This window comes from Pseudidiomarina xizangensis, from assembly GCF_052541995.1.
Genome location: NZ_JBOBQA010000001.1, coordinates 707,195 through 731,851, shown reverse-complemented (window position 1 = coordinate 731,851; position 24,657 = coordinate 707,195). Strand labels below are relative to the sequence as shown.

Annotated in this window: 26 protein-coding genes; 12 read left to right on the top strand and 14 right to left on the bottom strand. The window is 50.6% G+C overall.

Features of this window, described 5'->3' with window-relative positions:
* The first annotated feature begins 2 nt into the window (after positions 1 to 2).
* The gene (locus tag ACQ5ES_RS03440; protein WP_445014561.1) at positions 3 to 683 is read left to right on the top strand and encodes an ABC transporter ATP-binding protein; all 681 of its coding nucleotides are present in this window, start codon (positions 3 to 5) and stop codon (positions 681 to 683) included.
* Positions 673 to 3,153: an ABC transporter permease gene (locus ACQ5ES_RS03435; RefSeq protein WP_445014560.1), complete on the top strand. Its 2,481-nt coding sequence runs from the start codon at positions 673 to 675 to the stop codon at positions 3,151 to 3,153. Before ACQ5ES_RS03440 ends, ACQ5ES_RS03435 begins: the two co-directional genes overlap by 11 nt.
* Here ACQ5ES_RS03435 and ACQ5ES_RS03430 read toward each other — a convergent pair.
* Both ACQ5ES_RS03430 and ACQ5ES_RS03425 read right to left on the bottom strand, forming a co-directional pair.
* On the bottom strand, positions 3,134 to 4,021 hold the full coding sequence (locus tag ACQ5ES_RS03430) for an alpha/beta hydrolase family protein (protein ID WP_445014559.1): 888 nt from the start codon (positions 4,019 to 4,021) through the stop codon (positions 3,134 to 3,136). The genes ACQ5ES_RS03435 and ACQ5ES_RS03430 overlap by 20 nt on opposite strands.
* Positions 4,002 to 4,556 carry an inner membrane-spanning protein YciB gene (locus ACQ5ES_RS03425; protein WP_445014558.1) on the bottom strand — a complete coding sequence of 185 codons (555 nt, stop codon included), beginning with the start codon at positions 4,554 to 4,556 and terminating at the stop codon, positions 4,002 to 4,004. The genes ACQ5ES_RS03430 and ACQ5ES_RS03425 overlap by 20 nt, the downstream gene beginning before the upstream one ends.
* Before the next feature lie 110 nt (positions 4,557 to 4,666).
* On the opposite strand from ACQ5ES_RS03425, the gene ACQ5ES_RS03420 reads away from it, so the two are divergent.
* Entirely contained in the window at positions 4,667 to 5,590 is a 924-nt protein-coding gene (locus tag ACQ5ES_RS03420) for a TIGR01777 family oxidoreductase (protein WP_445014557.1), read from the top strand.
* On the opposite strand, the gene trpA is transcribed toward ACQ5ES_RS03420, so the two are convergent.
* The 7 genes from trpA to smpB form a co-directional block, all read right to left on the bottom strand.
* Complete coding sequence (gene trpA / locus ACQ5ES_RS03415) at positions 5,523 to 6,353, bottom strand: tryptophan synthase subunit alpha (protein WP_445014556.1); 831 nt, start codon at positions 6,351 to 6,353, stop codon at positions 5,523 to 5,525. The two genes, ACQ5ES_RS03420 and trpA, sit on opposite strands and share 68 nt — an antisense overlap.
* Entirely contained in the window at positions 6,353 to 7,546 is a 1,194-nt protein-coding gene (trpB, locus tag ACQ5ES_RS03410) for a tryptophan synthase subunit beta (RefSeq protein ID WP_445014555.1), read from the bottom strand. The genes trpA and trpB overlap by 1 nt, the downstream gene beginning before the upstream one ends.
* Complete coding sequence (gene trpCF / locus ACQ5ES_RS03405) at positions 7,539 to 8,927, bottom strand: bifunctional indole-3-glycerol-phosphate synthase TrpC/phosphoribosylanthranilate isomerase TrpF (RefSeq protein WP_445014554.1); 1,389 nt, start codon at positions 8,925 to 8,927, stop codon at positions 7,539 to 7,541. Before trpCF ends, trpB begins: the two co-directional genes overlap by 8 nt.
* Positions 8,920 to 9,924, bottom strand: coding sequence for an anthranilate phosphoribosyltransferase (gene trpD / locus ACQ5ES_RS03400; protein WP_445014553.1), 1,005 nt, complete (start codon positions 9,922 to 9,924; stop codon positions 8,920 to 8,922). Before trpD ends, trpCF begins: the two co-directional genes overlap by 8 nt.
* Positions 9,924 to 10,547, bottom strand: coding sequence for an aminodeoxychorismate/anthranilate synthase component II (locus ACQ5ES_RS03395; protein WP_445014552.1), 624 nt, complete (start codon positions 10,545 to 10,547; stop codon positions 9,924 to 9,926). Before ACQ5ES_RS03395 ends, trpD begins: the two co-directional genes overlap by 1 nt.
* Positions 10,544 to 12,232: an anthranilate synthase component 1 gene (locus tag ACQ5ES_RS03390; protein ID WP_445014551.1), complete on the bottom strand. Its 1,689-nt coding sequence runs from the start codon at positions 12,230 to 12,232 to the stop codon at positions 10,544 to 10,546. Before ACQ5ES_RS03390 ends, ACQ5ES_RS03395 begins: the two co-directional genes overlap by 4 nt.
* A 240-nt stretch (positions 12,233 to 12,472) precedes the next feature.
* On the bottom strand, positions 12,473 to 12,952 hold the full coding sequence (smpB, locus tag ACQ5ES_RS03385; protein WP_445014550.1) for an SsrA-binding protein SmpB: 480 nt from the start codon (positions 12,950 to 12,952) through the stop codon (positions 12,473 to 12,475).
* A gap of 124 nt (positions 12,953 to 13,076) precedes the next feature.
* Here smpB and ACQ5ES_RS03380 point away from each other — a divergent pair, with 124 nt between their 5' ends.
* The 7 genes from ACQ5ES_RS03380 to ACQ5ES_RS03350 are packed head-to-tail and all read left to right on the top strand — an operon-like array spanning position 13,077 to position 18,038.
* Complete coding sequence (locus tag ACQ5ES_RS03380) at positions 13,077 to 13,514, top strand: type II toxin-antitoxin system RatA family toxin (protein ID WP_445014549.1); 438 nt, start codon at positions 13,077 to 13,079, stop codon at positions 13,512 to 13,514.
* Positions 13,515 to 13,856, top strand: coding sequence for an RnfH family protein (locus ACQ5ES_RS03375; RefSeq protein WP_445014548.1), 342 nt, complete (start codon positions 13,515 to 13,517; stop codon positions 13,854 to 13,856). It begins immediately after the preceding gene.
* Entirely contained in the window at positions 13,840 to 14,349 is a 510-nt protein-coding gene (sixA, locus tag ACQ5ES_RS03370) for a phosphohistidine phosphatase SixA (protein WP_445014547.1), read from the top strand. The genes ACQ5ES_RS03375 and sixA overlap by 17 nt, the downstream gene beginning before the upstream one ends.
* Positions 14,350 to 14,366: 17 nt before the next feature.
* On the top strand, positions 14,367 to 15,269 hold the full coding sequence (gene prmB, locus ACQ5ES_RS03365) for a 50S ribosomal protein L3 N(5)-glutamine methyltransferase (protein WP_445014546.1): 903 nt from the start codon (positions 14,367 to 14,369) through the stop codon (positions 15,267 to 15,269).
* Positions 15,270 to 15,277: 8 nt separating this feature from the next.
* Complete coding sequence (gene aroC, locus ACQ5ES_RS03360; protein WP_445014545.1) at positions 15,278 to 16,363, top strand: chorismate synthase; 1,086 nt, start codon at positions 15,278 to 15,280, stop codon at positions 16,361 to 16,363.
* 5 nt (positions 16,364 to 16,368) lie between these two features.
* A complete protein-coding gene (locus ACQ5ES_RS03355; RefSeq protein WP_445014544.1) occupies positions 16,369 to 16,911 on the top strand; it encodes an elongation factor P hydroxylase in 543 nt (180 codons plus the stop codon).
* On the top strand, positions 16,908 to 18,038 hold the full coding sequence (locus ACQ5ES_RS03350) for an ATP-NAD kinase family protein (protein ID WP_445014543.1): 1,131 nt from the start codon (positions 16,908 to 16,910) through the stop codon (positions 18,036 to 18,038). Before ACQ5ES_RS03355 ends, ACQ5ES_RS03350 begins: the two co-directional genes overlap by 4 nt.
* Here ACQ5ES_RS03350 and ACQ5ES_RS03345 read toward each other — a convergent pair.
* Positions 18,035 to 18,355: a 2Fe-2S iron-sulfur cluster-binding protein gene (locus ACQ5ES_RS03345; protein WP_445014542.1), complete on the bottom strand. Its 321-nt coding sequence runs from the start codon at positions 18,353 to 18,355 to the stop codon at positions 18,035 to 18,037. The genes ACQ5ES_RS03350 and ACQ5ES_RS03345 overlap by 4 nt on opposite strands.
* A 170-nt stretch (positions 18,356 to 18,525) precedes the next feature.
* Here ACQ5ES_RS03345 and gpt point away from each other — a divergent pair, with 170 nt between their 5' ends.
* Entirely contained in the window at positions 18,526 to 19,011 is a 486-nt protein-coding gene (gene gpt, locus ACQ5ES_RS03340; protein WP_445014541.1) for a xanthine phosphoribosyltransferase, read from the top strand.
* Positions 19,012 to 19,086: 75 nt separating this feature from the next.
* Here gpt and ACQ5ES_RS03335 read toward each other — a convergent pair whose 3' ends face one another.
* On the bottom strand, positions 19,087 to 20,799 hold the full coding sequence (locus ACQ5ES_RS03335; protein WP_445014540.1) for a proline--tRNA ligase: 1,713 nt from the start codon (positions 20,797 to 20,799) through the stop codon (positions 19,087 to 19,089).
* A gap of 64 nt (positions 20,800 to 20,863) precedes the next feature.
* Positions 20,864 to 21,571: a tRNA (N6-threonylcarbamoyladenosine(37)-N6)-methyltransferase TrmO gene (tsaA, locus tag ACQ5ES_RS03330; protein ID WP_445014539.1), complete on the bottom strand. Its 708-nt coding sequence runs from the start codon at positions 21,569 to 21,571 to the stop codon at positions 20,864 to 20,866.
* Between the two features lie 214 nt (positions 21,572 to 21,785).
* On the opposite strand from tsaA, the gene ACQ5ES_RS03325 reads away from it, so the two are divergent.
* Positions 21,786 to 22,430 (top strand): hypothetical protein, encoded by a 645-nt coding sequence (locus tag ACQ5ES_RS03325; protein WP_445014538.1) that lies wholly within the window; start codon positions 21,786 to 21,788, stop codon positions 22,428 to 22,430.
* A gap of 68 nt (positions 22,431 to 22,498) precedes the next feature.
* On the opposite strand, the gene ACQ5ES_RS03320 is transcribed toward ACQ5ES_RS03325, so the two are convergent.
* Both ACQ5ES_RS03320 and ACQ5ES_RS03315 read right to left on the bottom strand, forming a co-directional pair.
* On the bottom strand, positions 22,499 to 22,903 hold the full coding sequence (locus ACQ5ES_RS03320; protein ID WP_445014537.1) for an H-NS family histone-like protein: 405 nt from the start codon (positions 22,901 to 22,903) through the stop codon (positions 22,499 to 22,501).
* A gap of 102 nt (positions 22,904 to 23,005) precedes the next feature.
* Positions 23,006 to 24,649: an electron transfer flavoprotein-ubiquinone oxidoreductase gene (locus ACQ5ES_RS03315; RefSeq protein ID WP_445014536.1), complete on the bottom strand. Its 1,644-nt coding sequence runs from the start codon at positions 24,647 to 24,649 to the stop codon at positions 23,006 to 23,008.
* Positions 24,650 to 24,657 lie beyond the last annotated feature (8 nt).

Below are 24,657 nucleotides of genomic sequence, written 5' to 3'. Positions count from 1 at the left end.
AAATGCTGATTCAAACCACTCAATTAAGAAAGGATGTAGATACTAGTGAGGGTATTCTACACATTTTACAAGCTACTGACTTGCAAATTGCCGCTGGCGAAACCGTGGCCATTGTTGGCGCTTCCGGTTCCGGCAAGTCGACATTGCTGAGTCTACTGGCAGGTTTAGACCTCGCTAGTGGCGGAGATGTTTCCATAGATAACGTAAAATTGGGCGATTTGGATGAGGAACAGCGGGCAAAAGTTCGCGCCGACAAGGTTGGCTTCATTTTTCAGTCGTTTTTACTTATCCCTAGTTTGACGGCTTTGGAGAACGTTATGTTGCCGGCTGAACTGGCGGGTAATAAAAATGCAGAAAAGCAAGCACGCGAGCTGCTTGGCAAGGTGGGGCTGGGCGATCGTCTGACCCATTATCCGAATCAGCTCTCAGGAGGCGAACAACAGCGGGTAGCGATTGCGCGTGCGTTTGTCGGCACCCCGAAGATTTTGTTTGCTGATGAGCCAACCGGAAACCTCGATGCGGCAACGGGCCACAAAGTCGAAGATCTGTTGTTTGAAATGAATCAGGAATCGGGAACCACTTTAATCGTGGTGACGCACGACAGCGAACTGGCAGAACGTTGTCAACGGGTGTTGCGGATGGAGGCCGGTAAACTGGCCGAGGTGGAACGCGATGTGGCATAAAATTTCCTGGCGACTATTAAAGCAGGAGTTGCGTCGGGGTGAACTGACCATTATGGCTGCAGCCATCGTGTTGTCCGTGACAGCGGTGCTTTCTCTTGCGTTATTTACCGAGCGCTTACAGGCCGGTTTAACCGAGCGCAGCGCCGAATTTTTGGCTGCGGATCGGGTCCTGAGCTCACGGCGGGATATTCCTCAGGACTGGCTCGATCGCGCCAACGAGGAAGGACTTCGAACCGCCGATCGTGTGGTATTTAATTCGATGGCGTTTGCCAATGATGAGCTGGCTTTGGTTGATGTGAAAGCCGTCAGCGAGGGTTATCCGTTGCGTGGCGAGCTGCGCACTGCCGAGCAACCCTATGCCGCTGATGAATTGGCGCAAGGCTTGCCTGTTGCAGGTGAAGCCTGGGTTGCCGCGGCGCTGTTTCAGGAATTAAATTTAAGCGTCGGCGATAATCTTGAGATAGGTGAGAGCAGGTTCCAGGTGACCCGGGTTTTAACCTATGAACCTGACGTTGGTTTTTCGGTGTTTACCGACAGCCCCAATGTGTTAATTAATCACAGCGAACTGGAAGGTACCGGGCTTATCCAACCTGGTAGTCGGGTGCGGTTTAATGTGCTCTTTGCCGGTGAAAGCGACGCCCTGAATAGTTACGAACAGTGGTTGAAACCACAGCTCAATGACGACACACACAACTGGCGCAGCATTGAAGATGGTGATTCGCCGCTGGCACGCAGTTTACGCCGGGCCGAGCGCTTTATGTTGCTGGCCAGCTTGTTAGGTGTGGTGCTGGCCGCGACCGCGGTGGCAGTCGCTGCGCAACGTTATTGTCAGCGTAATTACGATGTGGTGGCGATTTTTAAAACCCTTGGGGCACAACGGGCACAGATCCAAAAGGTGTTTATTCTGCATCTGCTGTTGTTGACCGGCTTTAGTATTGTCACTGGTTTGGTTTTGGGGTGGTTGATACAAGGGCAGGTAGTTGATCTGGTGGCGCAGTACTTTGATGTGAATCTGCCTGCCGGAAGTGGCCGTGGGTATTTACTTGCCGCAGGCACCGGGTTAGTGAGTGCGGTGATGTTCACTTTGTATCCGTTGTTACGGTTGATCGAGATACCACCGCTACGGGTGTTAAACCGTGAGATGACGGGTACGGATCGTTGGCGCTGGCTGCACTGGGTCGCCTCGGGCGGTACCATCTATTTGTTGCTATGGCTGTACAGTCAGCAGTGGCTGTTGTCGACGGCGCTGTTTGCTGGTGGCGCTTTGGCGGCGGTGGTGTTGTTGCTGGTGAGTCGCTTCTTTATCCGCGCCAGTCGACAGGCTGGCATGCAAGCCGGCAGCGCCTGGCGTCTGGCGATGGCCGGGTTACAACGGCGGGCGCAAGGGAACAGCGTGCAAATGCTGAGCTTCTCCACCGCTATCATGCTGTTATTGATGGTGTTGGCGTTGCGCCATGAACTGCTGGCGGATTGGCAACGCCAGCTGCCGGATGATGCGCCGAACTATTTTTTAGTGAATGTCGCCGAAGACAACGTTGAGCAGTTAAAACAACGTTTCGGTGAACGCAATGTGCACGTCAACGATATGTATCCGATTGTGCCGGGACGGGTGACAGCGGTAAATGATGTTGCCGTGGTCGACGAGGTCAGCAAGGAGCAACGTGAGGGCTTTGGCCGTGAATTGTCTTTAACCTGGCGCGATACCTTACCACCGAATAATACCGTTGTAGCAGGTGCATGGTGGGGGGATGATCCACAACCGCAGGTCTCCATTGAAAGCCAGGTTGCTGACCGCATGCGGTTAGGAGTCGGTGATGACTTGACCTTTAATATTGGTGGCGAGGTTTTTAGTGTGCCCATTACCAGTGTTCGTGAAGTGAACTGGGGCTCGTTGCAACCAAATTTTTATATGATATTTAACACGGCAACATTGTCAGACTTCCCAGCTAGCTACATTTCCAGTTTCAACTTGCCGGAAGAGCGGAAAAGTGAACTTTATGAACTGTTCAAGCCGTTTCCGCAGGTTTCGTTGATTGACCTTGATGCCATTATGGATCAGTTACGTGAGGTCATTGACCAGGTCAGTATTGCCATTCTATTTGTGTTGATTTTAGTTATGGTTGCCGGAATTTTGGTGTTACTGGCACAGGTTCAGGCGTCAATGGAAGAACGCGAAAAAGAACTGGTGATCCTAAGAACCTTAGGTGCGCCGGCAAAACTCCTAAGTCGCAGTGTGACCTATGAGTTTATTGTACTGGGGGCGATAAGTGGCTTTATTGCCACCATAGCGATGGAATTGTCGTTGTATATTCTACAGACTCAGGTATTTGAACTGGGAGCGACTTTCCACTGGCGATTCTGGCTCATCGGCCCGGTAGCGGGTGCTCTGGTCGTCGGTACTATGGGGCGTTTAGCCTGTATTCGATTGATACGACGTAATACGGCTCAGCTTATTCGACGTTTGGCATAGCCCGGTCGGTCGGTAGTTCAGCAGTAAGTTGCGGTAATAAGAGTTCCGCCCACAGTTTTTCGAAACGTGGGCGGAATAATGCAAAATGACCGATGTGAGTTAAATCAAAATCAGCAGGCTCAATGCGTAATCGTCGTTGCGGCGCAGTGCGGTAAAAGTTATGCATGGCATCGATATTACGATAGGTCAGCATTTCATCGTCACTAAACGCCAAGCTAATGATCGGTGTCTTGATGGCGGCGTAGGTCTGATACAGATGTTCAGCGCCGACCAGGTAATCTGGATGCAAACACCAGCGGCGCCATTGTGCCATCGCTGATTTCGGTACATTACCAACAATACCTAAGCGTGCGCCTGGGAAATAGCCTACCAAAGGCAGTAACCAGGGCACGATTGCCCACCATAACACCCAGGATTTATATTTCAGGCTAGGCTTAGTGTCACGCCAGTACCCGGTGCCTGTGGCAACGGTGACCATGCGCTCGACCTGCTCGGTGCGTTCAAGCATGCCAAACAATTGTCCACCAATGCTGTGCGCGAACCACACCACTGGCAGATCTGGAAAATCAGTCTGGCATTTATCTAACACCGCTTGGGCGTCGAGTGTTGCCCATTCAGTTACTGAGCTATCAAAATGGCGGAGGGAATCTTCCTGCGCCAGACCAACACCGTAATAGTCAAAGCCGATGACATGATAGCCTTGCCGGGCGAGCCAGCTACAAAAATCCGCATAATAACTGTGTGGCACCGCCATCGCTGGCGCCATAATCACAACTTTGCTGGCGTTTTCAGCCGGGTAATGATGTAAATAAATGGTGCGCCCTGGAACACTGTCGAGCGGCATCCGCTTACTCAATTTCTTCGGCATCTTTTTCGCGATCCGTGTGGTGCTTAAACATGTACGCACCGGTGAATATGGTAAAGACTAAGGTCGCTCCAAGAGTACCGAATACTTTAAAGTTGACCCAGGCATCAAGACTCCAATATTCGGCAATGTAGAGGTTTACCGCCGCCAGTGCCAGTGTGAAGATCACCCATGCATAGGTCAGACGGCGCCAGGCAAATTCGGGTAGGTTAATTTCTTCACCGAGGAATTGTTGCAATGGACTGCGCTTTTTCCACCAGAGTCCTATCAGCAGCAACAACGCGATGGCGACATAAATGACAGTTACTTTGAGTTTTATGAACCATTCATCATGCAGTAACAGCGTGACGGTGCCGAAAATCAACACCACACACAAGATGATCCAATGGCGAGGAGTGATGACCTCGCGCATAAACTTCAGTGAAATGATTTGTAGCACTGTACCGAGCATTAAGACGCCGGTCGCCAAAAAGATATCGCCTATTAAATAAAAGGTGAAAAACAGCGCAATAGGTAAATATTCAAGCACAAACAACATGGGCATTTCCCAAAAATCAGAATAGTACGAGTTTGCCAGAAAAGTTTGTTGCCGACCACCAACAATGACCTAAACTTAAAGGTAGCGCAGCTATTAGAAGGAGTCGAACGATGAAATTATTGATCACCGGAGGTACCGGATTGATTGGCACGGAACTTATTGGTCGCTTGCGCGACAAGTATGCTATTACCCTGCTAAGTCGCGATCCGGAGCAAGCTATGGAGAGTTTTGGTACGGGCGTTAAAGCATTAAAAAGTCTCGATGACGTCAGCGATTTGAGTGATTTTCATGGTGTTATCAACTTACAAGGCGAAGGCATCGCCGATAAACGTTGGAGTGCGAGTCAGAAAGCTCGCCTACAACAAAGTCGTTGGGACATCACCCGCTCGCTAACCCAGCGTATGCAGGCCTGTGAACAGCCGCCTAAGGTATTCATCAGCGGCTCAGCCATTGGCTACTACGGTGCGCAAGGTGATGAAGTGATGACCGAAGACAAGACGGTCGACGTGCCCGATGATTTCGCCCACCTGCTTTGCGCTGACTGGGAACGCCTGGCACTTGACGCTCAGTCTGCAACCCGTGTGTGCGTGGTGCGAACCGGCGTAGTTTTAGCGAGCGAAGGCAGCGCCTTGCAGAAAATGTTACCACCTTACTTGCTAGGGCTCGGTGGGCCCTTGGGGAATGGCAAGCAGTATTTTTCGTGGATTCATCTACAGGACATCGCACGGTTGATTGAGTTTTTGCTCGAGCATGATGAATGCCAGGGCATTTACAATGGCACGGCGCCACAGCCGCTGCCGCAAGAAGAGTTCAGTGCCAAAATTGCTAAAGTTTTGCGCAAATCACACTTTATGCGAGTTCCAGCATGGGTGTTGAAGTTGCTGCTAGGTGAAATGTCGCAAATGCTGCTAACCGGCCAGCGGGTCGAACCGGCACGGTTGCAGCAAGCGGGATTTGAGTTTGAGTTTAGCTGTGCTGAAGCAGCGCTGCGCGATTGTTTGTTGCCTGCTTCATCTTCCGAACAAAACGGGTAAGTTCTTCGCTCAGACGTTCTGGTTCCTGGTGGTGGTTAGCGATAAAGTTAACCACCGCCGAGCCGCTGATCGCACCTGCGGCACCGGCCGCGAGTGCTGCTGCGACATGCTCAGGCTGAGCGATACCAAAACCTAATAGAGGCGGGGCGCTGTTGGCGTCTTTTAATGCTTGAATGACCGCTGTTGCAGGCTTTTGCATACTACTTTCGGTGCCAGTAACACCGGCACGACTCAATAGGTACACATAACCTTCGCTACGTGCCGCAATGCTTTGTAAACGTGCATTACTGGCGTCCGGCGGTGCGATAAATATAGGTGCAACGCCATGGGCGTGTGCAGCTTCAATAAAAGGTGCGCTTTCCCGCTCGGGCACATCGGCGATCAGTACTGAATCGACACCGGCAGCGGCGCAGCGTTGATAAAAATTGTCCAGACCTGCGCTGGCAACCAGATTCGCGTACACCAGCAAACCGATAGGGATATCAGCGTGACGGTCGCGAATTTCGGTGAGCATGGCAAAGCAATCGGAAATCTTAGTGCCAGCTGCTAAGGCGCGAATCGCTGCTTTTTGAATGGTTGGGCCGTCGGCGACGGGGTCGGAAAACGGAAAACCGAGTTCTAATGCATCAGCGCCGCCAGCCACCAGCGCCTCGATCACTTCAAGGCTCTGCTTGGGATTGGGGTCACCGAGAGTAACAAAAGGCACAAAGGCGCCTTGATCGGCAGCGTCAAGTCGTTCAAACATGGCTTGATAGCGATTCATTAGGCCTGCTCCTGCTGTTGGAAGATGCGCCGAACGTGGTCAATGTCTTTATCACCACGACCGGATAAATTAATCAATAGAATTTCTGGTGCATCAGGCTCGATCGCACGCTTGAGCGCATACGCCAACGCATGAGCTGATTCTAACGCCGGAATGATACCTTCTTTTTCAGCTAACAGCTTAAATGCGTCCAAAGCTTCATCGTCAGTTACGGACTCGTACCGCGCGCGGCCAATGCTTTGCAGATAGGCATGCTGCGGACCGACGCCAGGGTAATCAAGCCCCGCCGAAACCGAGTAGCTTTCTTCGATTTGACCTTCATCGGTTTGCATCAGGAAGGATTTGCAGCCATGTAAGATACCAGGGTGACCAGCGGTCAGGGTTGCGCCATGGTGCGCGGTCTTCAGACCTTTACCAGCAGGTTCAACGCCGACCAGTTCCACGCCTTCTTCATCAATAAACTCCGCGAACATGCCGATGGCGTTGGAACCGCCGCCAACACAAGCGATGACTTCATCAGGCAAACGTCCGGCTCGCTCAATAATTTGCGCTTTGGCTTCGGCACCAATCATGCGGTGGAATTCGCGCACAATGGTTGGGAAAGGGTGCGGACCTGCGGCCGTGCCAAGCAGGTAGTGGGTATCGTGGTAGCTTGCGGTCCAATCGCGCAACGCTTCGTTGACAGCGTCTTTTAGGGTACCGCTACCGGTATCCACCGGTACAACTTTGGCACCCATCAGTTCCATGCGGAATACATTAGGTTGCTGACGTTCGACATCTTTCTTGCCCATGTAAATAATACACTCAAGATCGAGCAAGGCGCAGGCGAGTGCGGTCGCGGTGCCGTGTTGACCGGCTCCGGTTTCGGCGATGATGCGGTGTTTACCCATGCGCTTGGCAAGTAATGCCTGACCGAGCACCTGATTGGTTTTGTGTGCGCCACCGTGCAATAAATCTTCCCGCTTGAGATAGATCTTAGTACCGTTTGGGCTATCAACAGGTAGGTTGCGGCACAACGACAGCGGTGTGGGTCGACCGAGATAGTTTTTCAGTAAGTCTTTAAACTCTTTTTGAAACTCAGGGTCTTGCTGAGCATCAACAAAAGCTTGCTCAAGTTGGTCCAGAGCGGGGAGTAGGATCTCGGGGACAAACTGCCCGCCAAACTCTCCGAAATAGGCTGGATAGTTACTCATGATTTTGTTTCCCATACTGACGAATCTGTTGAAACAACTGCGCAATTTTACCGGCGTCTTTCACGCCTTTGTCGCGCTCTAAACTAGAATTAAAATCGAATCGGGTTAGTCCTGTTTGCCGGGCTGCGTCGAGATTATGAGCCCCTAGGCCACCGGCCAGAATACAGCGGTCAAGTTGGCTTTGGTTGAGGTCTGCTAACAGCTCCCAGGCAAACGCTTGACCGCTGCCACCTTGCAGGTTATCAAGCAAAATGTGATCTGCGGCACTTTGCGGCAACAGTAACGGTGCTTCCGCGCGGTGAACTTGCCAAATTTGAGTCGTTGTGGGCAGCGCTTCTTTAAGCTGAGCAATGTAATCGGCATCTTCATGGCCATGCAGCTGTACCGCGTGCAGCCCTAACTCGAAGGAGATGCTGGCAACCTCGGCCAACGGCCGATTCGCAAAGACGCCCACCCAGCGAAGATCCGGTTCGGCAGTGATGAGTTGTTGCGCCTGTTCGGCGGTTACCGCCCGCGGTGAAGCTGGCACAAAGATCAAACCACCGTAGGCGGCACCGGCAGCGCGAACCACGTGGGCATCGCCAATCTGACTTAGTCCGCAAATTTTATGTTTGCCATAAATCAGCTCGCGACAAGCCTGATCAATGTTTGCCTGCGAGGTGAGCGCACTGCCAACGAGAAAACCGTCAACATAAGGTGCTGTAGCGCGAATATCTTCATGGGTGCTATAACCTGACTCCGCAACTAGCAACACGCCCGCCGGTGCCAGTTTACTAAGCCGCTGACTGCGCTGTGGATCGATACTTAAATCATGCAAATTACGATTGTTAATACCAATAATAGTGGCGCCAAGTGCCGCTGCACGCTGCATTTCTGCTTCCGTGCTAACTTCGGTAAGTACATCCAGGTTGTAGTCGGTGGCAAGCTGCGCTAATTGGCGATACTGGTCGTCGTCTAGAATCGACAGCATCAACAAAATTGCGTCCGCACCAAAGTGTCTTGCCAGTAACACTTGTAGAGGCTCGACAATGAAATCTTTACACAACACCGGAACATCGACAGCACTGCTTACCGCAGTAAGATAGGCAAAATCACCTTGAAAATAATCAGGTTCAGTAAGCACTGAAATAGCGTCGGCGTAACGGCTATAGGTCTGTGCAATCTGTACCGGATGAAAGTTGTCACGGATCAGACCTTTCGATGGTGACGCCTTCTTACATTCGAGGATAAAGCTGCTGCGCGGTTTGCTAAGTGCGCGGGCCAGACTGCGTTGACTGAGCTGCAAATCGCGTTTTAACTCGTCAAGCGGGTACGTACCAGCCATTTCCGCAAGCCGTTCGCGACGCTTGGCAACAATGGTTTGTAAAATGGTATCAGCCACGATTGAACTCCTGTAAGTGTTGCAAGTGGATCATGGCTTGGCCGCTGGCCACATGTTCAAGTACGGCGTCGGTCGCCTGATGCAGGGTATCGTATTGACCTGCAAGGTAAAGTAATCCGGCAGTGCTTATTGCCACTGCGTTGGCGTGGGCATCTGGTGCTGTACCTGCGAGAATGCGTTTTAACGCAATGGCATTAAAGTCGGCATCGCCACCTTGCAACGCGCTTACTGGCGACTGTTGAACGCCAAAATCGCTGGGTTGCAGCTGATATTCATGCAACTCGCCATCACGCAATTCGACCACTTGAGTGGCACCGTGTAAAGCAATTTCATCCAGCCCTGAACCGTGCACCACCATGGCGCGTTGGCAGCCTAATAGTCGGAGAGTTTCAGCTAACGGCCGGCACCAGGCTGGATCATAGACCCCGAGCTGTTGTACGTCGGGTCGTGCCGGATTGACCAATGGCCCGAGTAGATTAAATAGTGTACGTGTCTTCAGGGTCTGCCGTACCGGCATCGCATAACGGATACCGGGGTGGTAATGAGGCGCGAATAAAAAGCAAAAGTTAAAGGCGTCGAGCTGTTGCGCGGCGATCGCTGGGTCCTGGGTTACCGAGAGTCCGAGACTTTCCAGCACATCAGCCGACCCCGAACGTGATGACACGCTGCGATTACCGTGTTTAGCAACTGTGAGTCCCATACTTGCCGCGAGTAAAGCAGCAGTGGTGGAAATATTAATGGTGTTACTGCCATCGCCACCGGTGCCGCAGCTGTCGACAACAAGGCGCTCTGGTCGTTGAAAGGATTTTGCTGCGCGGCGCAAGGCAAGCGCGGCACCAGCCATCTCTTCCGGCTCTTCCCCCCGCATTTTCATGCTAATCAGCAGGGCGGTGATTTGGATCTCGTTGAGCTCACCTTTCACCAGGTGATCGAATAAGCGCTCACTTGCGGCCATGGATAAGCTGGATCCGGCTAGAAGTTGTTTAATTGCTTCCATTACTGCTGCTCCGTACGGAAAAGAAATTCAATAGTTTGCGCCAGCAGCTGACTGCCACGCCCAGTAAGTATAGATTCAGGATGAAATTGAAAACCAATCGCGCGATGTTCGGTAAAGTAAGCGGCCATCGGGATATTTTCTGTTTCACTGCTACTATTACTTTGAAAATCCGCCAATAGTTCAATGCTTTGGGGCAATTGATAGCCTGCCAGACTATGATAGCGAGCAACCGGCAACTGCGGGGGTAAATCTGCAAAGATAGGATGCTCACTACAGCTGATAGTACTACTTTTACCGTGTACGGTTTCGCTGCAACGACGAACCTGGGCGCCATAAGCTTCCAGTAAGGCCTGAAATCCTAAGCAAATTCCGAGTAACGGGTAGCGTCCTTTAGCATAATCGATCACTTGCATCAGGTTGCCAGCGTGTTGCGGATGCCCTGGACCTGGCGAAAGACAAATTAGTTGTGGTCCTTGGTATGCTTCAAGTGTCCGTTGCAAGGTGGTCATTGCTACGGTGTTGCGGTAAACCACCAAGGGGTAACCGAGTTGACGCAGTTCATCTACCAGATTGTAACTAAAGGAATCGATATTATCGATCAATACGATACGTGCCGGCTTCATACTTGCAACTCCTGTGCTGGATCAGTGGTATCACTAGCATAAGTGGCTCGAATGGCGGCGATGACTGCTTGGGCTTTACCCTCGGTTTCGGCAACTTCTGCCGCAGCTGAGGAATCGGCCACAACACCAGCACCTGCTTGCACAAAGGCTTTACCGTCGCGCACCAAGGCGGAGCGAATGACGATACAGGTGTCCATGTCGCCCCGTCCTGACAAGTAGCCCACCGCGCCACCGTAGCTGCCACGGCGCTGTTGTTCGTACTGTCGAATCAACCGTGCGGCACTGACTTTTGGCGCGCCGACCAGGGTGCCCATGTTCATACAGGCGCGGTACGCATGCAGCGCATCCAGATCAGCGGCCAGCTGCGCGACCACCCGTGAGACGAGATGCATAACATGAGAATAGCGGTCGACTTGCAATAGATCGGCGACATAACGACTGCCCGGCGTGGCAATACGGGCCAGGTCGTTACGGGCCAGATCAACCAGCATTAAATGTTCAGCAAGCTCTTTTTGGTCGCAGCGTAATTCGAGCTCAAGCCGGCTGTCTAAATCATGTTGAATGCTTCCATCAGCGGTTTTCCCGCGTGGCCGGGTGCCGGCGATGGGGTACAACTCAACTTGATTGGTCGCCGCGGTATACTTCAGTGCCGACTCGGGCGAAGCACCGAAGAGCACGAAGTCTTCGGTCTGTAAATAGAACATATAAGGCGATGGATTGGACGCCTTCAGTTGAGCATAGGCGGCCAGACTGTCTGGGCAAGCCAGGGCAAACTGCCGCGACGGAACCACCTGAAAAATATCGCCATCGGCAATATGTTCCTGTAACTCGCTTACCCAAGTTGCATAGACTTCCCGGCTAGGTGTTGCGACAACACTCTGATCAGCTACTTGGCACGAAATATGGGCGGTGTCGGCGGCAGCCACGGGCAGTTGGCAATGGGCGACGATCTCACCAAGTTGTCGCGTCAAGGTCGCGTAATAGTTTGCTGAGTCAGGGCCGCTAAGCAGGGTGGCAAGTAACTCAGTGGTTTGCTCTTGATGATCAACTACGAGCAGACTTTCGGCCAGGTAAAACTGATAATCCGGGCAATTATTATCGGCTTCGGGAACATTAGGTAGCTGTTCCATGCTGGCAATGTAGTCGTAACCGAATACGCCAGCTAAGAACAGCGAGAAATCATGATCGGCGCTGCCGGCAAGTGCGGTTAATTGTTGCTGCACAATACGTAACGGATGTTCGGTGCTGTGATGGCGCAAGCGTTGCTCTTCGTCGAGCTCGTTGAGTTCGGTGCTGGCGGTACGAAACTTACACTCAAGCTGGTGGTCGATTACCGTGATATCGGCAACCTCTTGCAAACAGTGCTGCAGGTAGGGCAGTAATTGCGCACCGTTGGGGGTTAGTGCACGAATCGCAACAGTAGTGCCGTTGCAGGTAAACTGCAGGGCTGCTTGCACCATGAGCAAGCTTTTCAGATGTCTGCGCGATTGAATCTCTGCCGAATCTAGCAGTACGGTGTTGGGTTTGTTGCCACACAGGCGCTGATACAACTGCTGGGTGTCGCCCGTGTAGGGCAATCGCAGATGCAGCGAATGGTAATAGCCAGGTTGTTGTTCAAATTGCACGTGATTGCCCTTACTTAAGTTATCGAAACCATTGGTTTTATTTTCCACGACAGCGGGCATAAAAAAAACCCGCTGACTTAGCGGGTTTTCATCAAATTACGTGTTAAATACGCACAGATGCATCGCCCACTAGTTGGGGAAATGCCACCACCACTGTACTGATTTTTGTACGTAATTTTTTGTCATCACTAGCTCTCAAATGTTCTTTCAAAGATCTCAAAATGAGAAGTTGTATAAGCTGCAAGTGGTTAAATTAACCGATGCTAAAGGCTACTGTCAACCGCTTTTTTTAGGCACAATTTAACGTGCATTATGTTTTAAGATTCGGGACTTCTGGCGTTGCCAATCGCGTTCTTTAACCGTGTCACGTTTGTCGTGTGATTTTTTACCTTTGGCTAAATAGATTTCCAGCTTAACTAGATGGTGTTTCCAGTACATGGCGGTTGCGACTATAGAGTAACCTTCGCGTTCACTGGCACCGATTAACTTGTCTAACTCGCGCTTCTTTAATAACAGTTTGCGCGAACGCTCTGAGTCACATACCACGTGAGAGGAGGCCGCTAATAGCGGCTGAATTTGCGCACCCAGCAGATAGGCCTCACCGTCTCGAATAATGACGTAGGTATCGGAAATATTCGCCTTACCGGCGCGGATACTCTTTACTTCCCAGCCTTGCAATGCAACGCCAGCTTCGAATTTATCTTCAAGGAAATACTCATGGCGCGCTTTTTTATTGAGCGCAATGGTTCCTGAATTATTTGGGGATTTAGATTTGCTCATGGCGGCTATTATACGCATCCGAATTGAAAAGAAAATTTGTTTATCGGGCAAACTTTAGAATGGGTGATTCAATAATCAAAATAGGCTATCATGCGGACATTTTTAGCAGGCCAAGGAACCCATTATGCCAAGCATTGAGCGAAGCGCGTTAGTGCCGTATAGCGATGCGCAAATGTTTGCATTAGTGAATGATATTGAAAGTTATCCAGAATTTGTACCGGGTTGTCGCTCGGCGCAGGTCTTGCAACAAGACGAATCAAGTAAAGTCGCACGCCTGGATATAAGTAAAGCAGGAGTTGGCAAGTCCTTCACTACGCGCAATCAGCTGGAACCACCAGGGCGTATCGGCATGGAGCTGGTTGATGGGCCATTTAAATTCTTGCGCGGTGGTTGGTACTTCGAGCCATTAAACGAAAGTGCCTGCAGGATTGTGCTGAAGTTGGAATTCGAATTTGCCAACCGCTTGTTGGGATTAGCTTTTGGCAATATTTTTAATGAAATACAAAGCCGAATGGTAGATGCTTTTGTGAAGCGTGCCGAACAGGTTTATGGAACCGCGTAAATGAGCTTAAAGCACATTCAAATTGAAGTTGCTTATGCGACGCCTGAACGCCAGCAGATCATTCCGGTCCGCGTGGTTGAAGGTGCGACTGTTGCTGAATGTATCGCGCAATCCAAGATCACGCGCTATTTTCCCGAAATTGATCTCGAGCAGCAAAAAGTCGGTATTTGGAGTAAAGCAGTTAAACTTGAACATCAACCGCGAGAAGGTGATCGTATCGAGATCTATCGGCCGCTTATTGCTGATCCTAAAGCGATTAGACGTCAACGTGCCGAACGGGCAAAAGATGACGGTCGTGCAGATCCTGTGACTGGAGGCCGGCGGCGTGAGCAAACCCGTTAAGTTATACATTATCCGTCACGGTGAAGCGCAGCCACCACGAGGACTACAGGGCGACGCGATTCGTCCCTTGAGTGCTTACGGTGAACAGGAAGTTATGGCCAGCGGCCATTGGTTAGCCGGTTATCTGGTTGAGCAAAATGCTGACGCCCTCGATTTGCTGATCGTGAGTCCTTATATCCGCGCTCGGCAAACTGCTTCGTTGTTACGCCGCCAGATTAAGGTGCGTGACGAGCAAGTTAACGATGCCATTACTCCTGATGGCCAGGCGGAGCAAGTCAGCGACTGGTTGTTTGCGGAACTTCAGCACCGCGGCTCAAAGGTGAAACATGTTGCCATCGTGTCGCACATGCCCTTTGTCAGCTATCTTGTTGCTAAACTTGATAAAAGCATTGAACCCATGTTGTTCCCGACGGCGGGTATTGCTGAATTGGTGCTTGACGCTGAACAATGGCGGGGTAAATTTATCCGTATGGCCGTTGCCGAGCCGGATTAACTTTTTTGGAGTGCGTTTTGGAATCACCTATTCACGAACTCGTTAGTGTCGAAGATTATTGGCGCTGGGGTATCAGCTCATTGCAACATGCTGATGTATTCTTTGGCCATGGTACCGACAACGCTGTAAACGAAACCTTAGTATTGCTGGCGCATGTGGCGCAACTGGACATCGCGCAGTTGGATGAATTTCGTGGTGCGCGATTAACACTCAGTGAGCGCGAAGCCTTCGTACAACTGGTACAAAGACGTATTGAAGAGCGCAAACCTGCGGCCTATTTAACCGGTGAAGCTTGGTTTGCTGGATTACCATTTAAAGTTGATGAGCGGGTGCTGGTGCCGCGCTCACCCATTGCTGAGCTTATTGAACAAGAATTTCAACCGTGGCTGACCGAAGCGCCACAGCATATACTTGATTTATGTACCGGTAGTGGCTGTATCGCCATTGCCTGCGCTTATGTATTTTCGGAAGCTGAAGTGGATGCGCTGGATATCTCAACGGATGCGTTGGCCGTGGCCGAAGAGAATATCGCCTTTCACCAGCTTGAACACCGGGTTTTTCCGATGCAGTCGGATCTTTACAGTGCAGTGAAAGGTCAACGCTACGATTTAATCGTGACGAATCCGCCATATGTCGATGCCGAAGACATGGCTGACCTGCCGGCTGAGTTCCACCACGAACCCGAGTTGGGTCTGGCAGCAGGTGACGATGGTCTTGATTTGGTGCGCACCATTCTGCGCGAAGCTCCGGAACATTTAACCGAGCAGGGCATTCTTATTTGTGAAGTGGGAAATTCTATGGTGCACCTGGCCGAACTGTATCCTGATGTGCCATTTACCTGGCTCTCTTTCGAACACGGCGGCGATGGCGTATTCTTACTGACACGACATGAACTGCTTGAACACCAAAGCAAATTTTAGGAACCACTATGCCGGGCAATAGTTTTGGAGAGTTATTTCGGGTGACCACCTTTGGCGAAAGCCATGGTCCTGCGATCGGTGCTATTGTCGATGGCTGCCCGGCGGGTTTAAAGCTAAGTGAAGCGGATTTACAACACGAACTCGATCGCCGTAAACCGGGCCAGAATCGTTATACCACAGCGCGGCGCGAAGCCGACGAGGTGAAAATCCTGTCGGGCGTGTTCGAAGGTGTCACCACTGGTACGCCGATAGGTCTACTGATCGAAAATACCGATCAGCGCAGCAAAGACTATTCAGACATTAAAGACCTGTTTCGCCCGGGGCACGCGGATTACACTTACCATCACAAGTACGGTGTGCGCGATTACCGCGGCGGTGGTCGCTCCTCAGCACGGGAAACTGCAATGCGGGTCGCCGCTGGTGCCATTGCTAAGAAACTTCTGGCTCAGCAGTTCGGCGTCGCCTTTAACGCTGGGGTGGTGCAAATTGGCCCGCATCAGACGTCCCCGGATAAAGCCTCCTTTGATTGGCAACAGGTGCGGGAAAATCCGTTATTCTGCCCGGATGCCGTGCTGGCTGAAAAAGCTGGCGAGTACCTGCGCGAGTTATTAAAGCAGGGCGACTCGGTGGGTGCGCGGGTGCGGCTGGAAGTAACAGGCGTTCCGGTAGGTCTCGGCGAGCCAGTTTTTGATCGTTTTGACGCTGATTTAGGCAAAGCGTTAATGAGCATTAATGCGGTAAAAGCAGTAAGTATTGGCGATGGCTTTGCCGTCGCGGCTCAGCTAGGTAGCGAACATCGCGATGAAATCAGTGCCACTGATGGCTTCCTAAGTAATCATGCCGGTGGCGTACTTGGTGGCATCAGTAGTGGCCAGACGGTGATTGCTGAAGTTGCATTTAAACCGACTTCGAGTATTACCAAGCCCGGCCAGACCATTGATCGCTTTGGCCAGCAACAGACTGTTGTCACTCGCGGCCGACACGACCCTTGTGTTGGTATCCGCGGAGTGCCTATTGTGGAAGCGATGGCAGCTTTAGTGATCGTGGATCACTGGTTACGACAACGCGCACAAAATCCAGACCCTCAGATATAACCACCATGTCGCACGCGGATTACCAGACCCTCATCACTATTTTTGCTGATTGTTTTTATGCAGATTATCGCACACGGCTGGTCGCAGGCGATGATGAACCTGTGTATCGCGCGGCCACCACGGCCTATACAGATCATCAGATCATTTTTGCCCACGGTTTCTTTGCTTCGGCGCTGCATGAAATTGCGCATTGGTGCATCGCCGGTCCGGCGCGGCGGCAGCTTGAGGATTACGGTTATTGGTACGAACCTGATGGTCGTGACGCCAGCCAACAAGCCCAGTTTGAGCAGGTCGAGCGTAAACCCCAAGCATTGGAGTGGCTATTTTCACGATGTGCTGGGGTTCCCTTTCAAGTCAGTGTCGATAATTTAAACGGTGCCGCAGCGGATCGCGAAGCTTTCACTGCTGCCGTACAGCAGCAGCTGGTGACTTATCTGACTGATGGGCTGCCGTCACGGGCGGAGTGTTTCGCTCGGGCTCTGGCGACGACCTATCAACAACCCTGGCCAGACGTCCGGACGTTGCTTAATTATCAAGGTGTTGCATGAACAGGTTTCATATTGGCTTAGTCGTTAACCCGTTGGCTGGTTTAGGCGGTAGTGTGGCATTAAAAGGCAGTGACGGAGCTGATACTGCGGCGTTAGCCCAGCAACTCGGAGCCGAAGCGAAAGCACCGCAACGGGCGACTCAGGCGCTTGAGCAACTACTGAATGATGCAGCACAGATTAAAATTTCAACCGGGGCAGGCCTGTTAGGTGAGCAGAGTTGTCAGCTTGCCGGATTGCAATGCGAGGTTATTTATCAGGGCGCAGACCCATCTACAGCGACGGATAGCAAGGAGCTGGCGCGACGGCTGATTGAGGACGCCAAAGTTGACCTGCTGGTGTTTGCTGGTGGCGATGGTACTGCGCGAGATATCTATGCGGTATGCCCCGTCCAGCAGCCGGTGTTAGGTATCCCCGCAGGAGTTAAAATTCATTCGGGCGTTTATGCGGTGAGCCCCCGTGCAGCTGGCAAGGTCATTGCGCAAATGGTGCGTGGTGAATTAACCACAGTGACCCATGCCGATGTCATGGATATTGATGAAATCGCATTTCGCCAGGGCAAAGTGCGGGCGAAACGTTTTGGTGAATTACTGGTACCGGCGGAATTGCGTTATGTGCAAGCGGTAAAAATGGGTGGTCGGGAAAGCGATGAATTGGTGCTTGCTGATATCGCAGCTGATTTCATTGAAACTATGGAAGATGATATTTTGTACATTATGGGGTCAGGTTCCACTGTGGCCGCAATTATGGAAGATTTACAGTTGCCGAATACCTTATTGGGCGTGGATGTTGTTAAAAATGGTGAGCTGCTGGCCCAAGACGTCACCGCAAAACAACTTGAGCAATGGGTCATCACCGAACAACAAACGGCGGTGATCGTGGTTACCGTGATTGGTGGGCAGGGCCATTTATTTGGTCGTGGTAATCAACAACTCAGTGCGAAACTGTTGGCGTATTTAGGAAAGGATGCGATTCGGGTCGTTGCCAGCAAACGTAAACTGCAGCAACTGGACGGTCGTCCGTTATTGGTCGACACCGGTGAGCATCAGGTTGATGACGCGTTAAGTGGCGTGATCCGTGTGACCACCGGCTATCATGATGAAGTCTTTATGCAGATTGCCGCGCCCTAAAATTGCGAGCGCGGTAAATAGACGGTAATACCATCAAGCTCGTCAGTCATTTCGATTTGACAACTTAAGCGGCTATTCTGTTGCGGGTCGATCGCCATATCCAGCATATCTTCTTCGCGCTCTGACGCTGACGGTAGTTTATCCTCCCACTCTTTTGGCACATAACAGTGACAGGTGGCACATGACATTACGCCGCCGCATTCGCCGATAATACCGTCAATCATGTTATCCACAGCGCCTTCCATCAGGCTTTGTCCAACTGGAATTTCGGCTTCAAACTGGCCACCGTCATGATCGATAAAAATTGCTTTTGGCATTTATAACTCCTTACTGAACTGCTCATGTTAAGTCTAACATGTAGGTCAAATTTAGCTGCCAATTCTAACATAACCGGACGCAGTAAATTCATGCAAATTCAGGTACACTAGTGCAACTTTTAATTTTTTTAGTCCACAGTTTTGGGACGCTTTTTGTTGAGGTAAGCATCATGGGATGGCATGCAAATCGCGAGTTTTTTGTTTCCTGGGAAGAGCTCCATCGCGCTACCAAAGAGTTGGCACGCCGCCAATTACCTGCAGAGCAATGGCAGGGCATTATCGCAGTAAGTCGCGGTGGTTTAGTACCTGCGGCCATTGTGGCACGTGAGTTGAATGTGCGTTTAGTTGAGAGTGTTTGTGTGAGTTCGTACGACCATGACAGTCAGCGCGATAGCGTGACTTTGGTGAAAGACGTCAACTGTACCGACGACGGAGCAGGCTTCTTGGTGATTGATGATCTGGTCGACACCGGTAACACTTTGAAGTTCTTACGTAAACGCTTACCCAAAGCAAAATTTATTACGGTGTATGCAAAGCCGGTGGGCATGGAGTTGGTTGACGATTACGTTGCCGATCTCGAGCAGGAAACCTGGATTCATTTCCCATGGGACATGCATCTGCATTATGTCGAGCCGCTCGCTGGGCAGGAGAGTTAGTTGGTTAACTGATGTTTAAAGCCGACCTTTTGGGGTCGGCTTTTTCTTTTACGAACAGCGTACAACTACCTGTGATTAACTTCTGAGTGCAGTTTCTACGGTTTTGATGACGTCGCTGATGGCGATTTTGGTTTTGTCGCCAGAGCGGCGGTTTTTGTATTCGACAGCTTGCTCGTCAAGGTTGCGCTCGCCGACCACGATTTGATGCGGTATTCCGATCAATTCCATGTCGGCAAACATGACGCCCGGACGTTCTTTGCGGTCATCAAATAACACGTCGATTCCGGCGGCTTTCAGCTCAGTATAGAGCTGCTCTGCTGTCTCTTGTACCCGCACGGATTTGTGCATATTCATCGGCACGATTGCGACCTGGAAAGGCGCTAACGCGTCAGGCCAGGTGATACCAAATTTGTCGTGGTTCTGCTCGATTGCAGAGGCGACAATACGCGAAACGCCAATACCATAGCAGCCCATGGTTAACATCTCGTGTTTACCGGTGTCGGTAAGCACACCCACTTTCATTGCTTGTGAATACTTGGTGCCTAATTGGAAAATATGGCCGACTTCAATACCCCGTTTAATTTGCAGAGTACCCTTACCGCATGGGCTTGGATCGCCTTCTACCACGTTGCGTAGATCAGCGACTGCTGGCAGTGCAACGTCACGCTCCCAGTTGATTCCGAAGAAATGATAGCCATCTTCGTTGGCGCCTGCGGCAAAATCTGCCATGACGGCAACGCTGCGGTCGATAATCAGCTCCAATGACAGATCCACAGGACCTAAAGAGCCGGGGCCTGCGCCTATTGCTGCGCGAATATCTTCTTCGCTCGCGAAAACTAAGGGACTTGCAACTTGTGGCAATTTGGCCGCTTTGACTTCATTCAGGTTGTGGTCACCGCGAATCATCAGGGCAACCAGCTGGCCTTCTTCGGCACCGTGCACAATCAGGGTTTTCACAGTTTGGATAATCGGCAGTTTGAATTGCTCAGTTAAAGCATCGATGGTTTTGGCGTTAGGTGTGGCGATTTTTTCCATCTCGGTTTGCGCGGCAGAGCGTTCTTGCGCAGGCGCTACAGCTTCGGCTAATTCAACGTTCGCAGCGTAGTCTGAGCTGTCGGAAAAGGCAATATCATCTTCGCCAGACTCAGCCAGCACATGGAATTCATGTGATGAGCTACCGCCGATAGAACCGGTGTCGGCAATCACCGGGCGGAAGTCTAATCCGAGCCGTTCAAAGATCCGGCAGTAAGCTTTATGCATGGTGTCGTAGGTTTCTTGCAAGCTGGCCTGATTCAGGTGGAAGGAGTAGGCATCCTTCATAATGAATTCGCGCGCGCGCATGACGCCAAAACGCGGTCGGATCTCATCACGGAATTTGGTTTGGATTTGGAACAAGTTCAGCGGCAACTGTTTGTAGCTGTTAATTTCTTTACGGACTAATTCTGAGATAACTTCTTCATGGGTCGGACCAAGCACGAAATCACGCTGGTTACGGTCATGCAAACGCAGTAGTTCAGGGCCGTAATCTTCCCAGCGACCTGATTCTTCCCATAAATCTGCCGGCTGTACCATTGGCATCAGGACTTCCAGGGCACCCGCATTTTCCATTTCTTCGCGAACCACAGTTTCAACTTTGCGTAGCACCCGTAGTCCGGTTGGCGTCCAGGTATACAACCCCGCCGCAACTTTCCGGATCATTCCAGCGCGCAACATGAGTTGATGGCTGATGACTTCTGCATCAGCGGGCGTTTCTTTCAAAGTACCTAATAAATAGTGACTGGTACGCATGATTCCCGATAGTCCTTGTCCGAATGAGTAGATAGAGTGAAATTCTATCAGCAGCAGCACCTAGTCAAAAGGATTTACTGATGTTTATCACGTGATTTTGGTTATTTTTGACCTGCCATTGCACGTTGAGGTCATACAGCCGGACACCGTAGACCTTGTCCGTCGCTTTTTGCTGGTGGTAAGCAGGGCGCGGATCTTGTTGCAGCACCTGTGTAATAAGTTGCTCAAGCTTTGGATAGGCGGCGTTAAGTTGCTGGATACTGCGTTGTGCTGCGGTCGAAAATACGACGGGCATGGTCGACGTGGGGGCATGCTGGGCAAAACTTGCCTTGGCCTGAGGTAGGGCATCGGCGTAGGGAACATAGGGTTTAATGTCGATGACTGGCGTGCCCTGTACCCAATCGCCACCTTCGACATGCAACAGTGTCTGTTGATGCTGCTGCTCAATACCGAGAAGCTTGACCACCGACATGCCAATGCCATTGGGTCGAAAGGTTGATCGCGTGGCAAACACGCCGATCTTTTGATTGCCGCCCAGTCGCGGTGGGCGCACCAGAGGTTGCCAGCCTTGCGCGCGGTTCTGATGAAACAGAAATAACACCCAGATATGGCTGAAACCATCGAGCCCGCGGGTTGTTTCGGGAAATGCGTAGTCACCGTCAAGCACGATGGTTGCTGTGGCCGCAGTGACCAGGCCCGGCTGACGGGGCACGGCAAACTTTTCTGCGTAGGGCGACTGAATCTCGCCGATGGGTTCGAGTGAGTAGGTCATGGCTCTGCTTGCTTGGTCTGATTGGCGAATTTCAACATAAAATTGCGGAATTGGCGAACTTAGAATAGTGTTCGTTGATAAGGTTTAATCTTAACTAGCTGATAACTAATGTTAAATCAATTTTGGCACGTTACCTGCATATACACCTGCATAGTTAGAACATACGACTTGAACTACAACTTAATAATTAACTAAGAAATGTGGGAGATTTAACATGACACGTCAACAAACCGTTTGGTTTTCAGCTTTAGTTTTAATCGCTTCGGTAACGGCATTAAGTGTGCCTTTAGCCAGCGTAGCTAATGCACATGAGCGCACCATCGAAGCGACCTACACAGTCAATGAGGCAACCGAGTTAAGCATCGACTTCGGGGTTGGTACGGTAACCTTTGAACGTGCGGAAGGCCCGAATTTAGAAATTGAATTGCATGTTGAAGAAAGTGACGCGTCATTTTTTGGTGACGCGAACCTGAATGCAGTTGAATTGGTGGCTGAACAAAATGGTGATCGGTTAGACCTGCGTGTACCAGAACAAGAGAACATCAAGCTCGATTGGACCATTCGTTTACCGCAGGTTGCTGCAGTCGAGCTTGACCTGGGCGTTGGCGAAATTACAGGCTCTCTTGATGCTGCAGATATGAATATTGATTTGGGTGTTGGCGAGGTTGATTTAGTGATTGTTGGTGCTATTGCTGATGTGAAAACCGATGTTGGAATCGGCGAAGTTAAGATCACCGGCGGTGATAGTACCTCTAATGAACGTCACTTTATCAGTGCTTCAGGTAACGCCAGCGGGCAGGGCGATGCACGAATTAATATTGATGTAGGGATCGGCGAAATACGGATTGAAATTCAATAGTGGGCAAAAAGACTTAAATAAAAAGGCGCTTTTAAAAGCGCCTTTTTATTTAATGTATCGAGTTAAGTTTATTTAATTAAATATTTATCTAAGTTATGACCTTTTGCCAGGGCATCTTTAAGCGCGTTGGGCATACGGCCTTGGCCGGTCCAGGTAACACGTTGACCATTGGCATCGCTAATTGCGTATTTGGGCGGTTTAGGTGCACGCTTGCGTTGCTTTTTAGTGCTTGCTAACGGGCCGTCAACCAGATCGTTAACACCGATGCCAGCATCGTCCATCGCTTTTCTAAGCTCTTGAATTTTTTTATTCTTTTCAGCTTCCAGCTGTTTGAACTCGGCTTCTTCTTCGCGGCGGTCGTCAATGACTTTCGCTAATTTAGTTTGTACGGATTCTAATTCAGCAATAGATAATTCCTTTACAGCAGCTTTAAGACGTCGTCCGTGTGTCAGAATATCTATAAAGTCACTCATATTTTTTCCAATTGTTCGTTGATTAATGAATTAAGGAACGGCTATTAAATAAGAATTAAAAGCAGACAGCAAGCTTATTTTTCTGTCTGCTTTCGCTTACTTTTACATATTAGGATACGTTGGGCCACCGCCACCTTCCGGGGTAACCCAGGTTATATTCTGGCTGGGATCTTTAATATCGCAAGTTTTACAATGAATACAGTTTTGTGCGTTTATTTTAAATACCGCCTGACCTTCTTCCTCGACCACCTCATAAACACCTGCAGGACAATAACGCTGCGCGGGTTCAGCGTATTCCGGTAGATTCACCGTCAACGGGATATCTGCATCTTTCAACTGCAAATGGCAGGGTTGATCTTCTGCATGGTTGGTATTTGAAATATACACCGACGACAAACGATCAAAAGTTAGTTTATTGTCGGGTTTAGGGTAATCAATAGGTTCATATTTCGTCGCTTTGCCCGTACATTTAAAATCGGGATTCTCATCTTTAATGGTGAACGGAAGTTTACCACCGAACCAGTTCTGGTCGAGCGTATTATAAGCGCCACCGAGCCAGGTTCCGAGTTTATGAATCGCCGGACCGAAATTACGCGAGCGGTACAGCTCATCATAAAGCCATGATTGCTTAAAGCGCTCAGTGAACTCTGTTAGTTCAGTCTGCGATTGGCCATCGGAAATGGCTTCAAAGAGCGACTCAGCCGCCAATAAGCCGGATTTCATGGCGGTGTGATTACCTTTGATCTTAGCGAAATTCAACGTACCGGCATTACAACCAACCAGCAGGCCGCCAGGCAGAGTCATTTTAGGCAGTGAGTAGAAACCACCTTTGGTAATTGCGCGGGCGCCGTAGGTGACACGTTTTCCGTCCTTCAGCACTTTGGCAATTTCTGGGTGGGTTTTAAACTGTTGGAATTCCTGAAACGGATTCAGATAAGGATTGGCGTAGTTTAAGTCAATGATCAATCCAACATACACCTGACCGTCTTCGGCGTGATACAGATAACCGCCACCACTAGCATCCTTAGCAAGTGGCCAGCCGGTGCTGTGTACCACTAAACCTTGTTGATGTTGCTCCGCAGGAACATCCCAGATCTCTTTAAAGCCAATGGCGTAGTGCTGCGGCGATGTGCCTTCGGCTAAATCAAACTCGGCCTGCAGGCGTTTACCTAAATGACCGCGGCAGCCTTCGGCAAATACGGTGTATTTAGCGCGCAATTCCATACCTGGTTCATAACCATCTTTTTGCTCGCCCTCGGCGTTAACGCCCATGTCGCCAGTAATGACACCGGCCACTTTGCCGTCTTCGATGATGACATCAGCGGCAGGGAAGCCTGGGAATATTTCCACGCCCATGCTTTCTGCCTGTTCAGCCATCCAACGGCATAACTTACCCATGCTGGCAATGTAATTTCCCTTGTTATGAAAGGTCTTCGGTACCATAAAATTTGGCAACCGACGTGCCGATTGCGCGTCTTTAAAGTAAAAAACGTGGTCGTCTGTGACCTCCGTAGTTAATGGTGCGCCACGCTCTTGCCAGTCGGGAAATAACTCATCAAGTGCACGGGTTTCAAATACTGCACCTGAGAGGATATGGGCACCGACTTCAGAGCCTTTCTCAACCACACAGATCATGAGTTCCTGTTCTTTATCCTGGGCGAGTTGGGCGAGACGACAGGCGGTGGCTAGTCCCGCCGGTCCGGCACCGACGATAACGACATCAAATTCCATACTTTCGCGTTGCATAAGGGACT